This window comes from Corallococcus terminator (genome assembly GCF_049194865.1).
Lineage (GTDB): Bacteria > Myxococcota > Myxococcia > Myxococcales > Myxococcaceae > Myxococcus > Myxococcus terminator_A.
The window spans coordinates 52,138-65,864 of record NZ_JBLZWL010000016.1; the positions used below are offsets into that span (position 1 = coordinate 52,138).

Consider the following 13,727-nt stretch of genomic DNA (forward strand, 5'->3'; position numbering starts at 1 on the left):
CTTGCGCGGCCCGCACAGCGAGCGGGACGATGCGCTCCTGCCCCGCCGTTGCCGCGCAGTAGGCGGGATTCTGCTCGCAGGCGGCATTTCCTGAGTCGAGAGCCTGGGCATAGGTGCCGGTCCGGCCCTGTCTCATCGGTCCCGTAGCTCCGCATCCGAGCAGGAGAAGGAGCATCGAAGGGACTGTCGTACCTGGACGCCGTATTCGGAGAGCCCTCCTGCAATGATTTCCCATGCGCCCCAGCCTACCTGGGGCCACTGCCCCCACGAGGGGCCTTGAGCCTCGCGGCCCTCCGTGTAGGGTGCCGCTCCGGACGATGACTTCTCCTCTCCCTCCCGACGCCCTCCGCTGCATCCGCGCCGACTCTCGCGAGCCCGAGGGCTACCGCGCCGCCCTGGGTGACCGCCGCGCCTCGCTCCTGCTCACCGACCCGCCCTATTGCCTGCTCACCCGGCGGCGCAAGGGCGGTGACCTGAGAGACCCGCGCGCCCACAAGAAGATCGACCAGAACCCCATCGTCCGCTTCGAGACCGTGCGCGACTACCGCGTCTTCTCCGAGGCCTGGCTCTCCCGCGCCCTGGCCCACCTCACCCCGGACGCCCCGCTCGTCATCTGGACCAACCTGCTCGGCAAGGAGCCCATCCTCACCGCCGCCAAGGCCCTGGGCTATCCCCACCTGCGCGGCGAGTTCACCTGGGGCAAGCGCACCACCGACAAGAACGCCAACGAGCAGACCCTGCGCGTCTACGAGGTCGCCCTCGTCATCGCCCGCACGCCCGAGCCCGTCCTCGCCCCCGGCGACCTGCCCACCGTCTGGGCCGTCGTCGGCGGCTATGACGATGATGGCGACGCCACGCGCTGGGGCAGCCACCCCCACCACAAGCCCTTCTCCGTCGTCGAGCCGCTCGTGCGCACGTACAGCCGCCCCGGCGACACCGTGTTGGACCCCTTCGCCGGAAGTGGCTCGCTGCCCGCCGCCGCCCTGCGCCTGGGCCGCCAGCCCGCGTGCCTCGAAATCGAGCCCGAGTGGGCCGAGCGCGTCACCCACCGCCTGCGCGAGACGGCCGCCGCGCTCCCTCAGCCCCCCAGCGCCCGGTAGAGCCGCGTCTCCGACCAGCGCGGCACGTCCGTGGGCCGGTGCCCCCACCAGTTCATCACCAGCGTGCGCCTCAGCCGCGAGCGCCCCGGCAGCTTCCCCTCCGGAATCTGGTTCTCCGCGTCCAGCACCCCGTGCGTCAGCGTGCCGTCGAACAGCACCAGCCGGTTGGGACGCGGCGTCACCAGGTCCGCGGTGTCCATGCGCGAGGGCGCGAGCGACGGGTTGTCCTCGTCCGGCTTCTCCCGCGTCACCACCAGCGCCCCACCGCGCACCCGGTTGAGGAACAACACGCTGCTGATGCGCGGATGCACCAGCTTCCCCGTGCGCAGCGCGAGCTTCTCGTCCCGGTCCTGGTGGAAGTCCACGCGCACGTCCGTCGGGTACATCCGCGACAGCCACCACTCCACCCCGGCGATTCTCCGCCGCCCGGCGACCTGGGGCTTCAAGCTGGAGATGACGTCCTCCACCACGTTGCTCGGCGGCCCGAAGTCGTACCAGAACGTCGTCTGATACGTGTCCTTCAGCCGCTCGCGGCCGAGCACACCCAGCCGCCGCAACAGGCGCCGGAAGAGGGGAGGGGGCACGGCGCCTTCAGTGAGCTGGACGAGGGTTTCCACGGGAGACCGCAGCTTTGTCCCATGCGAAGGGTGGGCGCCACCTTCCTTTGCCGGTAGGCTGCCCGCCCCATTGCCCTCCCCACCGGAGGCACGCGGAGACTGCTCGATGAAGGCTCACCACAAGATGCTCATCGGCATCGTCACCGGCACGGTGGCGGGACTCGCCGCCAATGCCCTCGCGGGCGGTGCTCCCTGGCTGGATTGGACCGTCACCAACGTGGCCTCGCCGGTGGGACAGATTTTCATCCGCCTGCTGCTCATGCTCGTGGTGCCGCTGCTCTTCGCCGCGCTCGTCATGGGCGTGGCGGAGCTGGACTTGAAGCAGGTGGGCCGCCTGGGCGTCCGCACGCTGGGCTACACCATCGTCTTCTCCACCATCTCCGTCCTCATCGGCCTGCTGCTCGTCAACCTCATCCAGCCCGGCGTGGGCCTCAGCGACGAGGCCCGAGCGCTCGCGCGGAGCGGCACGCAAATCAAGGCGGCGCCGCCTCCGTCCGACACGTCCTTCGGCGCGGTGCTGATGTCCATGGTGCCCACCAACCCCCTGAAGGCCGCGGCCGACGGAGACATGATTGGCCTCATCGTCTTCTCGCTCATCTTCGGCCTGGGCGTGGCGCTCACCCCTGGCGAGCCCGTGCGGCACCTGCGCGACACGATTCAAGGCCTCTACGACGTGATGATGAAGCTCATCGACGGGGTGCTGAAGCTGGCGCCCTTCGGCGTGGCCGCGCTCTTGTTCTCCATGACGGCGAAGCTGGGCCTGGGCATCCTCGGTCAGCTCGCGGCCTACGTGGGCACGGTGCTGCTCGCGCTCTCCATCCACATGTTCATCGTCTACTCGCTGTCGGTGCGCTTCCTCGGTGGACGCAATCCCATCGAGTTCTTCCGCGACAGCCGCCTGGCCATCGTCACCGCCTTCTCCACGTCCTCCTCCAGCGCCACCCTGCCCACCGCGCTCAAGGTCGCCGAGGAGAACCTCAAGCTGCCCGCCAACGTGTCGCGCTTCGTGCTCACCGCCGGCTCGGCGATGAACCAGAACGGCACCGCGCTCTTCGAGGGCGTCACCGTGCTCTTCCTCGCGCAGGTGTATGGCGTGCACCTGGACCTGTCTCAGCAGGCGCTCATCATGTTCATCTGCATCCTGGCCGGTATCGGCACCGCCGGAGTCCCCGCGGGCTCCATCCCGGTCATCGCGATGATTCTGGGCATGTTCAAGATTCCGGTGGAGGGCCTGGGCCTCGTGCTCGGCGTGGACCGCTTCCTGGACATGTGCCGCACCACCCTCAACGTCACCGGCGACCTGGCCGCCGCCGTCTACGTGGCGCGCGGAGAACCGCCCGCTCGCACGGACGTCGAGCGGGCGACAGGCCCCACCGCCTCCTGACGCCGGGCATAAGTCGTCCCATCCTTCCCACCGGAAGTCGTTTCACCGCCTCACCCGCCATAGGAGCCCGCATGAGGGTCACCAAGGATTCGATTGTTTCGCTGGAGTACCGGCTGCACCTCGGTGACGGACAGGTCATCGACCAGAGCGCGCCGGAACAGCCGCTCGCCTACCTGCACGGGCATCGTCAAATCGTCCCGGGCCTCGAGGGCGCACTGGAGGGCCTGAGTCAGGGCGACAGCAAGCAAGTGGTGGTGCAGCCGGCCCAGGGCTACGGCGAGCATGACCCGGAGGGCGTGCGCGTCGTCCCGCGCGCCATGCTGCCCCCCGGCTTCGCCCCGCAGCCCGGCCAGACACTGATGGCCCAGACGGAGCAGGGCGACATTCCCCTGCGCATCCAGGAAGTGCGGGGCGACGACATCGTCATCGACCTGAACCACCCGCTCGCCGGCAAGACGCTCCACTTCGACGTCACCGTGAAGGACATCCGCCAGGCGTCCCCGGAGGAGCTGTCCCACGGCCACGTTCATGGGGCCGGTGGGCATGACCATGGGGCTGGTGGGCACGACCATGGGGCCGGTGGGCACGACCACGCCTGACGCCTGGGCGTGACGCCGTGCGGCGACAGCGAGGGGCGGGGCAGGAATGCCTCGCCCCTTTCGCTTGCCTGCCGGAGTGAATGCTTCGTCGGGGAAGGGGGGTGCACTATCTTTGCCGCCCCAATGAGCCAGTTCCCCTCTCAACAGACTCCGAGCCCCAGTGGGCTGCGCCTCCAGCCCGCAGACCCGCACGCAGGCGAGCCGGGCGCTTCCGCGACGCAGGACCCGGAGCTGTACTGGCTGAAGAACGTCTACCAGGGCGGCTCGCGCCAGCTCACCGTGCGCGCCGTCATCGCGGGCATGTTGATTGGCGCGGTGATGTGCCTGTCCAACCTGTACGTCATCCTCAAGACGGGCTGGAGCCTGGGCGTCACGATTACTGCGTGCATCCTGGCCTTCGCGGTGTTCGGCACGCTGCGCTCGCTTCGGCTGTTGAAGAACGACTTCACCGCGCTGGAGAACAACGCCATGGGCTCGGTGGCGTCGGCCGCCGGCTACATGACGGGCGGTGGCAACATGGCCGCCGTCCCCGCGCTGCTGATGCTCACCGGCGCGTTGCCGTCATCCGGCTGGCTGGTGGCCTGGTTCGCCGTCATCTCCGCGCTGGGCGTCTTCGCGGCCATCCCCATCAAGCGCCAGCTCATCAACATCGAGGCGCTGCCGTTCCCCACCGGCACCGCCACCGCGGAGACCATCCGCGCCCTGCACGGCCACGGCGAGGTGGCGCGGCGCAAGTCGAAGATGCTCGCGGGCGCGGGCCTCGTCGGCGCCCTGCTGGTGATGGCGCGCGACGCGCGCTTCTCGTGGCTGACCAACATCCCGGACAAGGTGAGCATGCCGTTCACGCTGCTGGGCAAGAAGGCCTCCGCGTGGACGCTGTCGTTCGACTTCAGCCTCCTGCTGGTGGGCGCCGGCGCGCTGGTGAGCTTCCGCACGGGCTGGTCCATGTTGCTGGGCGCGGTGCTGACGTATGGCTTCCTCGCGCCGGCCATGGTCACCCAGGGCGCCATCCCCGAGGTGACGTACCGGGCCATCAACACGTGGATGGTGTGGACGGGCTCGGCGGTGCTGGTGTCCTCGGGCCTGTTGGCCTTCGCCTTCCAGTGGCGCAGCGTGGCGCGCTCCTTCAAGGCGCTGTCGGGGCTGTTCGGCCGCAAGGGCTCGAAGGAGGAGGAAGTGGACCCGCTGGCCGGCATCGAGTGTCCTCCGTCCTGGTTCCCCCTGGGCTTCGCGGTGCTGGGTCCCATCGCCGTCTTCCTGATGGCGCACCTGTTCCAGATTCCGTGGTGGGCGGGCGTGCTGGCCATGCCGCTGGCCGTCGTCATGGGCGTCATCGCCAGCCGCGTCACCGGGGAGACGGACACCACGCCCACGAAGGCGCTGGGGCCCGTCACGCAGCTCATCTTCGGAGGCCTGGCGCCGGGCAACATCCCCGCCAACGTGATGAGCGCCAACGCCACGGGCGGCGTGGGACTCCACGCGGCGGACCTGCTGACGGACCTCAAGTCCGGGTGGCTGCTGGGCGCCAATCCGCGCCAGCAGTTCATCGCGCAGTTGTTCGGCGTGGTGGCCGGCGCGGCGGTGGTGGTGCCGGTGTTCAACATCCTCGTCCCCACCCCGGACGTGCTCGGCTCGGCCGAGTTCCCCGCGCCCGCCACGATGGTGTGGGCCGGCGTGTCGAAGCTGCTCGCCACGGGCGTGTCGGCGATGCCCGTCACCGCGCGCTGGGGCGCCGCGTGCGGCGGGACGCTCGGCATCATGCTGGTGCTGCTGGAGCGGTGGGCGCCCGCGAAGCTGAAGGGCTACGTGCCTTCGCCCGCGGGCTTCGGGCTGGCCATCGTCATCCCCGGCTCCAGCTCCATCGCCTTCTTCCTGGGCTCCGCCATCGCCGAGGTGATGCGTCGCAAGGCGCCGAAGCTCGCGGAGGAGACCGTGCTGCCCGTGTCCTCGGGCTTCATCGCGGGAGAGAGCTTGCTGGGCATCGGCATCGCGATGGCGAAGGCCTTCGGGGTGATGCCCAAGTAGTTGAAGCAGCGGCGCCTCGCCTCGAATCCCTGGATGGGGAGCGCGAGGCGCCGGGTCCGGCTCTTTCAGTCCACGCGGCCGGTGGCGAACGAGGCCCCGGCGAGGAAGCGGAAGGTGGGCGTGTCCAGGCCCGCGCCGACGCCCGGGCCGCCCATGACGTAGAGGTCCAGCCAGGAGGTGGCGTGTCGGCGGATGGCCACCATCAGCTCCGCGCCCATGCGGCCGCCCTGGAGTGGCAGGCCCACGAGCATGCTCACCTCGCTGCGCGTCATCTCACCGGCGCGCGACGTCACCGTGCCCGCCAGCCGCAGCTCGTTGCCGATGACGTCCGCCGTCTCGTTGGACAGTGAGCGCAGGCTCTTCTTGTCGCGCAGGAGGACTCCCACCTCGGCGCCCATCTGCCACGTCTCCGCGAGGAAGCCGAGCTGGAGGCTGGGGTGCACCGCGTAGTCGTCGCGCGCCAGCAGCTCCTTCTTGCCCACCGGCAGGGCGGCGGAGAGGTCCACCGCGACCTGGAGGCCGAAGTCCGGCCGCACCAGCGCGGCGCGAGCCCCCAGCCACGGTGAGCCCAGGCCGCGACCTTCCGGCGCATTCACGTTCATGAAGGACGTGCCGCCCTGGGAGACGATGAAGGGCACCTCCGCGTCCACCTGGAGCCAGTCCAGCACGCCGATGGCGGCCGTCACGTCCATGGTGAACTTGTTCTCCACCAGGCCCGAGCCGCCGCCCGGCTCCCAGCGCGTCTGGAAGTGGAAGGGGAGCTGCTCGTAGTGGCCCTGGACTGCCACGCGCACCATGCCCGCGGGGAGCGTGCGGCCGGTGCTGACGAGCAGCGAGCCCAGGCCCGCCGGGTCCATCTCCAATCGTTGCAGGTTGAAGCTGGGCAGCGTGCCTGACTGCGCCGAAGCAGTCGAAGGCAGGGCCAAGGCGACAAAGAACAGCGCCGACAGCAACGCAACCGCGGGCCGGAACGACACGACGACTCCTTCACTCATTGGACAATCGCGCAGGAGTCGCATGGCGACGAAGCCAACGCAAGCGCACCTCCAGGTCACCCTTCCCAAGCAAGTATCGGGAGCTCGTCCCGTGGAATGGCTTGACGTGTGACGCGTCCGGATTCTCCCTGGCTTGCGGTGAAGTCATTGCCTCGTCCCATGGGTGGGAAAGCAGGCGGCCATTGCAATGGCTGACGGGTGACGCGCGTAGGCCTCGCATCCCCCACCTGGAGTCGCCTTGGCCGTCCTCATCGAGGATCTCCGCTATGCCGTCCGGCTGTTGCTCAAGAGCCGGGGCTTCACCGCTGTCTCCATCCTGACGCTCGCCCTGGCCATCGGGGCGAACACCGCCCTCTTCAGCGTGGTGCACGGGGTGTTGCTCCGGCCGCTGCCGTACCCGGAGTCAGAGCAGCTGGTGCAGGTGTTCCGCCAGGACGAGGACGGGCGAGCGACGTCGCAGGCCATCGGGCAATACGTCTGGCTGTCGACGGAGGGCTCGCCCTTCTCCCAGGTCACCGCGTCCGAGCTGCTGCCCACGGGCTTCAACGTCGTCGGGGAGGGGCTCCCGGAGCGCCTGTCGGGCATGCGGGTGACGGGGAACTTCTTCGAGACCTTCGGCGTGCGGCCCGCGCTGGGGCGCGGCTTCCTGCCGGAAGAGGACGTGGTGGGCGGGCCCCGGGTGGTGGTGCTCAGCCATGGGTTGTGGCAGCGGCGATTCGGAGGCGCTCCCGACGTCATCGGCCGCTCGTTCACGCTCAATGACCAGCCCTATACGGTGGTGGGCGTGGCGGCGGAGTCCTTCCACCATCCTCGGGAGGCGCAGCTGTGGACACCGCTCCAACTGGATTTGACCAACACCGATGACTCCAACTTCCTCCACGTGGTCGGGAGGGTGCGCGCGGGGGTGTCGTCGGAGGGTGTCGGCGCGGCCCTGAAGATGCTGTCCGAGCGGCTGCGCGCGGACAAGCCGCACCTGCTGCGCGGGAGGGAAGGGTTCGTCGCGGAGGACCTGCGGACGTTCCTGGCGGGGGACCTGCGGCTGGCGCTCTGGGTGTTGCTGGGCGCGGTGGGGCTGGTGCTGCTCATCGCGTGTGTCAACCTGGCCAACCTCCAACTGGCGAGGGCGGCGGCGCGACAGCGGGAGCTGGTGGTGCGCGCGGCGCTGGGGGCTTCGCCGCGACGGTTGGTGGGGCAGCTCATGACGGAGAGCCTGCTGTTGTCCGTGGTCGGCGGAGGACTGGGCGTCCTGCTCGCCTCGGCGGTGCTGCCCGCGCTGTTGTCCCTGGCGCCCGCGGAGCTGACCGTGCCCGGCGCGGAGGTGGGCCTGAATGGCGCGGTGCTGGCGTTCTCCGTGGGCGTGTCGCTGCTGACGGGGGTGCTCTTCGGGCTGTTGCCCGCGTGGCAGGCGTCGCGGCCGGACCTCCAGGACGCGCTGAGGCAAGGAGCGCAGCGGGCGACGTCGGGACCTGGGGGAGGCAGGACGCGCAAGCTGCTGGTGGTGGGGCAGGTGGCGCTCGCGGTGGTGCTGCTCGTGGGGGCCGCGCTGCTCATCCGGGGCTTTGGCGCGCTCCAGGTCGTCCGTCCTGGCTTCGACGCGAGCGACGTGCACGTGCTTCGCCTGTCGCTTCCAGAGGGGCGCTATGGCGAGGTGGTGGCCCTGGAGCGCTTCCACCGTCAGGTGGAGGAGCGGGTGCGGGCGCTGCCGGGGGTGACGGCGGTCGGCTTCACGCCCGCCCTGCCGATGGAGCTGGGGCCCAGCATGGGCTTCGCCATCGAGGGCAAGTTCGAGGGCCGCCTGGACGGCCCTGGCGTGGGGTTTGGCCAGTATCGGCCGGTGTCGCCGGGGTACTTCGGTGCCCTGGGGCTGGAGCTGGTGCGAGGCAGGTTGCTGGCGGACACGGACGCGGCGGGGGCTCCCCTCGTCGTGGTCATCAACGAGACTGCCGCGCGCAAGTACTGGCCGGGTGAGGACGTCATCGGCAAGGGCCTGCGGGTGGCCTACACGGTGCCGTCGCTGCAGGACACCGTGCCGCGCCTCATCGTGGGCGTGGTTCGAGACGTGCGCGAGAACGGGTTGGACCGGGAGACGCCCGCGGTGCTGTATGTGGCCTCGGGGCAGGTGGCCCCGGTGCTCAACGGGATGCTGGTGCGCATGCTGCCGCAGAACCTCCTGGTGCGAGCCTCCGGGGGCCACGCGGCGCTGGTGTCGTCCGTGCAGCGCGAGGTGTGGGCGGTGGACGCGCGGCAGCCGGTGACGGAGTCGCTGAAGCTCGCGGACCACGTGGCGCGCACGCTGGGCTCCGAGCGCTTCAACATGGTGCTGCTGGGAATGATGGCGGCGCTGGCGCTCGGGCTGGCCGCGGTGGGCATCTACGGGGTGCTGTCCTATCTGGTGAGCCAGCGCACGCGGGAGATGGGTGTGAGGCTGGCGCTGGGCGCCACGCGCGGCGAGGTGGTGCGGCTGGTGTTCCTCCAGGGCCTGGGCTCGGTGGGCGCGGGCGTGGCGCTGGGCTTCGTGGGCGCGCTGGGCCTGACGCGCGTGGTCTCCGGGATGGTGCACGGAGTCAGCGCGTTGGACCCATGGGCCTTCGTCATCGCGCCGCTGGTGCTGCTCGTGGTGGGGCTCGTCGCCACGTGGCTGCCGGCCCTGCGCGCCTCGCGCGTGGACCCCATCATCGCGCTCAAGTACGACTGAGCGGAGGGACAGGGCCCACGTCGGCGTCGCGAGCGGCTAGGTGGCGCCGGCCGCGAGGTCCTGGAGGACCTGCCAGCGCGCGTAGAGGCGCTCTATCTCGGCGACGGCGGCGTCCAGCTCCTTCTGGACCTCCGCCACCTTGCCGCTCTTGCTGTAGAAGGTCGGGTCGGCGAGCTGGGCCTCCAGCTCCGCCTTGCGCGTCTCGGCGACCTCGATGGTGGCCTCCATGCCGTCCAGCTCGCGCTGGTCCTTGTAGGAGAGCTTGACCGCCTTGCGGGCCGCCTGTTTCGGCGCGGGGGCGACAGCGGCCGGGGCGGGCTCGTCCTTCTTCTGCGCGCCCTTCGCGGCCATGGCATCCGACTGCTCCTTCAGCCGCCGGTACATCGCGTAGTTGCCCTCGTAGCGCGTGACGCGGCCATTGCCGTCGAACGTCACGATGCTGGTGGCCACCTTGTCGAGGAAGTACCGGTCGTGGGTGACGAGCAGCGTGCTGCCCCCGAAGTCCAGCAGCAGCCGCTCCAGCACGTTGAGCGTGACGATGTCCAGGTCGTTGGTGGGCTCGTCCAGCACCAGCACGTTGGCGCCCTCCAGGAACAGGCGCGCCAGGAGCAGCCGGTTGCGCTCGCCACCCGACAGCGCCTTCACCTTCATCCGCTGCATGGGCACGGGGAAGAGCAGGTCGTCCAGGTAGTCGCGCAGGGCGACTTTCTGGTCGCCCAGGTCCACCCAGTCCTCGCCCTGCGAGGCCGCGTCGTACACCGTCATCTCCGGATCCAACTGCGCCCGGTTCTGGTCGTAATACGCGACCTTGGTGTTCTTCCCGATGACGAGCTTGCCACCGTCCGGCGGCAGCTCCCCCAGGATGACGCGCAGGAAGGTCGTCTTGCCCACGCCGTTGGGGCCCACCAGGCCCACGCGCTCGCCGCGCTGGAGGCGGAAGTCCACGCCCTGCAGCACCTTGCGCTCGCCGAAGGCCTTGTGCAGCCCCTCCGACTCGATGACGGTGTGGCCCAGTCGGGGCGCGGCAATCACCCGCAGGTCCGCCACCTTGGGGCGCTGGAAGCCCTTCTCCGCCATCAGCTTCTGCGCCCGGTCGATGCGCGACTTGCTCTTGGTGCGCCGCGCCTCGGGGCCCCGGCGCAGCCACGCGACTTCCTGGGCAATCCACCGCTCGCGCTTGTGCTGCGCGACTTCGGAGTTCTCCTGCGCCACCAGCTTCTGCTCCAGGTACGCCTGGTAGTTGCCCGGATAGGACGTGACGCCGCCGCCCGGCTGGATTTCGACGATGCGGTCCACCAGCCCGTCCAGGAAGTACCGGTCGTGTGTGACGAGCAGCAGCGACCCGGGCAGCTTGTCCAGCTCCTCCTCCAGCCAGTCCACCGTGTCCGCGTCCAGGTGGTTGGTGGGTTCGTCCAACAGCAGCATGTCCGGTCGCGTGAGGAGCGCGCGGGCAATGGCCACGCGCTTGCGCAGGCCGCCGGACAGCTGCGCCACCGGCCGGTCCCAGTCCTTCACGCCCAGCCTGTCGAGCAGCGTCTTGGCGTGGTGCTCGGTGTCCCAGCCGCCCATCTGCTCGATGCGGTCCGACACCACGGAGAGCTGCTCCATCAGCTTCTCGTGCGCCTCCGGGGGGGAGTCCTCCAGCCGCTGCGCCAGCTCCGCCTGGGCGGCCATCGCCTCGCGCAGCGGGCCCTGGGCCACGGACAGCTCCGAGGCGACCGTGGCGCCCTCGGCGAACTCCGGCTCCTGGGGCAGGTAGGTGACGCGGGCGCCCCGGCGCAGCTGCAGCTCGCCTGTGTCGGGCTTCGCGGCCCCCGCGAGGATCTTCATCAACGACGTCTTGCCGGAGCCATTCACGCCCACCAGGCCCACGCGCTCACCGTCTTCGATGGTGACGGTGAGGCCCTGGAAGACGGTGCGGCTGCCGAAGCTGAGCTGGACGTTGGCGGCACGAAGCAGCGTCACGGTGTTCTGACTCCTGAAAAAAGGCGAAAGGCGCCCCTCACTTGAGAGGAGCGCCTTCCTTACAACCTGGACGTCTCGGTGGCGCGGACTACTTGCGCGCCGCCTGCTCGGCCGCGAGCTTCTCCTTGTACGCGGCCATCAGGGCCTCGGACTCGTTGCGGGGCACCGGCGTGTACTTGGCGAACTCCATGGTGAACTCGCCCTTGCCCTGCGTCGCGGAGCGAAGGTCCGTGGAGTAGCCGAACATCGCGTTCAGCGGAACCTCGGCCACCGCCGTCACCTGACCCTGGTCGGTCTCGGTGGAGAGGATGGTGCCGCGGCGCTGGTTGAGCTGGCCGACGACGGAGCCCTGGAAGTCCTGGGGCGCCGTGACTTCCACCTTCATCATCGGCTCGAGGATGATGGGCTTGGCGGCGGCGTAGCCCTCGCGGAAGCCCATGATGGCGGCCGTCTTGAACGCCATTTCGGACGAGTCGACCGCGTGGAACGCGCCGTCGTTGATGACCACGCGCAGCCCGACGACGGGGAAGCCGATGAGGCTGCCCTTCTTGACGGCCTCGGCGAAGCCCTTGTCGCACGCGGGGATGAACTCGCGGGGAATCGCGCCACCGACGATGTCATCCACGAACTCGTACTGCTGCACCGCGTCCGCGGGCAGCGGCTCGATGTAGCCGCACACGCGCGCGAACTGACCGGAGCCGCCGGTCTGCTTCTTGTGCGTGTAGTAGAACTCGCCCTTCTGGCTGATGGTCTCGCGGTAGGCGACCTGCGGCTTGCCGGCGATGACCTCGCACTGGTACTCGCGCTTCATGCGCTCGATGTAGATCTCCAGGTGCAGCTCACCCATGCCGCGGATGATGGTCTGCGCGGACTCTTCATCGCGGTGCACGCGGAAGGTGGGGTCTTCCTTCGTGAAGCGGTTGAGCGCCTTGGAGAAGTTGGCCAGGGTGGCGCGGTCCTTGGGCGTCACGGCGAGCGAAATCACCGCGTCCGGGACGTGCATGGACGTCATCGTGTAGCTCACCGTGCCGTCGGTGAACGTGTCGCCGGAGGCGCACTCGACGCCAAACAGCGCGACGATGTCGCCGGCCGTCGCGTCTTGGATGTCGTCCATCTTGTTGGAGTTCATGCGGACGATGCGCGGAACCTTGACCTTCTTCTGGTTCACCTGGTTGACGATGAAGTCACCCTTGGCGACGCGGCCCTGGTAGATGCGCATGTACGTGAGCTGCCCGTAGCGGCCGTCTTCCAGCTTGAACGCCAGGCCGACGAAGGGCTTCTCCGGATCCGACTCGAGGATGACCTTCGCCTCGTTGTTCTTCTGGTCCAGCGCCTCGTTGGTCGCCTCGATGGGGTTCGGGAGGAAACCGCAGACGGCGTTCAGGAGCAGCTGCACGCCCTTGTTCTTGTAGGCGGAGCCGCACATGACCGGCGTCATCTTCAGCGCGATGGTGGCCCGGCGCACGGCGGCGGCGATCATCTCGTTCGGGATGGCGGCGTCGGCCAGGAACAGCTCGCCGAGCTGGTCGTCGACCTCGGCCACGCCCTCGATCATCTGCTGACGACGGACCTTGGACTCGTCCAGCATGTCGGCGGGGATCTCCTCCTCGCGGACGTTCTCGCCGTTCTCACCGTCGAAGTAGAACGCCTTCATCTGGATGAGGTCGATGAGGCCCTGGAAGCGGTCCTCGGCGCCGATGGGGAACTGGAGCTTCACCGGGTGGTGGTTCAGCTTCTCCTTCAGCTGCGCGGCCACGCGGTCATAGTTCGCGCCGGCGCGGTCCATCTTGTTGATGAACGCGATGCGCGGAACGCGGTAGCGCTTCATCTGCCGGTCCACGGTGATGGACTGGGACTGCACGCCCGACACGGAACAGAGGACGAGGATGGCGCCGTCGAGAACGCGCAGGGAGCGCTCCACCTCGATGGTGAAGTCCACGTGTCCCGGCGTGTCGATGAGGTTGATGTTGTACTCGCCCCACATCGCGTACGTGGCGGCGGACTGGATGGTGATGCCCTTCTCACGCTCCAGATCCATCGAGTCCATGACCGCGCCCACGCCGTCCTTGCCGCGGACCTCGTGGATCTCATGGATCTTGCCCGTATAGAACAGGATGCGCTCGGAGAGCGTCGTCTTGCCCGAGTCGATGTGGGCAGAGATACCAATGTTACGAATCTTGTCGATGGGTGCGTTGGCGGCCACGATCCGGTCCTTCTTTTCTTGAAAGTGCCTGAGGGAACAGAGCAGGCGGGGCCCTTACTTCCCACGGGACTTGGTTTCCAGCCAAATCCGCATGAAGGTGAGGTCTGTTAATCTCACCTTTGCCTACAAATTGGGCTCCACCTT

Annotated in this window: 9 protein-coding genes; 5 read left to right on the forward strand and 4 right to left on the reverse strand. The window is 69.0% G+C overall.

The window, feature by feature from the left end; genetic code table 11:
• Positions 1–317 precede the first annotated feature (317 nt).
• Complete coding sequence (locus ACN469_RS07915) at positions 318–1,100, forward strand: DNA-methyltransferase (RefSeq protein WP_498765752.1); 783 nt, start codon at positions 318–320, stop codon at positions 1,098–1,100.
• Here the strand turns inward: ACN469_RS07915 and ACN469_RS07920 are convergent.
• Complete coding sequence (locus ACN469_RS07920; protein ID WP_498765754.1) at positions 1,079–1,717, reverse strand: hypothetical protein; 639 nt, start codon at positions 1,715–1,717, stop codon at positions 1,079–1,081. The genes ACN469_RS07915 and ACN469_RS07920 overlap by 22 nt on opposite strands.
• A 106-nt stretch (positions 1,718–1,823) precedes the next feature.
• Here ACN469_RS07920 and ACN469_RS07925 point away from each other — a divergent pair, with 106 nt between their 5' ends.
• From ACN469_RS07925 to ACN469_RS07935, 3 genes are all read left to right on the forward strand, one after another.
• Complete coding sequence (locus tag ACN469_RS07925) at positions 1,824–3,101, forward strand: dicarboxylate/amino acid:cation symporter (RefSeq protein WP_498765756.1); 1,278 nt, start codon at positions 1,824–1,826, stop codon at positions 3,099–3,101.
• A gap of 71 nt (positions 3,102–3,172) precedes the next feature.
• A complete protein-coding gene (locus ACN469_RS07930) occupies positions 3,173–3,700 on the forward strand; it encodes an FKBP-type peptidyl-prolyl cis-trans isomerase (RefSeq protein ID WP_498765758.1) in 528 nt (175 codons plus the stop codon).
• A 123-nt stretch (positions 3,701–3,823) separates the two neighbouring features.
• Entirely contained in the window at positions 3,824–5,725 is a 1,902-nt protein-coding gene (locus tag ACN469_RS07935) for an OPT family oligopeptide transporter (RefSeq protein ID WP_498765760.1), read from the forward strand.
• A 65-nt stretch (positions 5,726–5,790) separates the two neighbouring features.
• On the opposite strand, the gene ACN469_RS07940 is transcribed toward ACN469_RS07935, so the two are convergent.
• A complete protein-coding gene (locus ACN469_RS07940) occupies positions 5,791–6,702 on the reverse strand; it encodes a flagellar motor protein MotB (RefSeq protein ID WP_498765762.1) in 912 nt (303 codons plus the stop codon).
• Positions 6,703–6,958: 256 nt separating this feature from the next.
• Here ACN469_RS07940 and ACN469_RS07945 point away from each other — a divergent pair, with 256 nt between their 5' ends.
• Positions 6,959–9,415, forward strand: a complete 2,457-nt coding sequence (locus ACN469_RS07945) for an ABC transporter permease (protein ID WP_498765764.1) — start codon at positions 6,959–6,961, stop codon at positions 9,413–9,415.
• Positions 9,416–9,451: 36 nt separating this feature from the next.
• Here ACN469_RS07945 and ACN469_RS07950 read toward each other — a convergent pair whose 3' ends face one another.
• Positions 9,452–11,380, reverse strand: coding sequence for an ABC-F family ATP-binding cassette domain-containing protein (locus ACN469_RS07950; protein ID WP_498765766.1), 1,929 nt, complete (start codon positions 11,378–11,380; stop codon positions 9,452–9,454).
• A gap of 88 nt (positions 11,381–11,468) precedes the next feature.
• Complete coding sequence (gene fusA, locus ACN469_RS07955; RefSeq protein ID WP_498765768.1) at positions 11,469–13,583, reverse strand: elongation factor G; 2,115 nt, start codon at positions 13,581–13,583, stop codon at positions 11,469–11,471.
• Positions 13,584–13,727: the final 144 nt, after the last annotated feature.

Coding starts and splice junctions, on each gene's coding strand:
- ACN469_RS07915 (WP_498765752.1), top strand. CDS start 318: ATGACTTCTCCTCTCCCTCCCGACGCCCTCCGCTGCATCCGCGCCGAC.
- ACN469_RS07925 (WP_498765756.1), top strand. CDS start 1,824: ATGAAGGCTCACCACAAGATGCTCATCGGCATCGTCACCGGCACGGTG.
- ACN469_RS07930 (WP_498765758.1), top strand. CDS start 3,173: ATGAGGGTCACCAAGGATTCGATTGTTTCGCTGGAGTACCGGCTGCAC.
- ACN469_RS07935 (WP_498765760.1), top strand. CDS start 3,824: ATGAGCCAGTTCCCCTCTCAACAGACTCCGAGCCCCAGTGGGCTGCGC.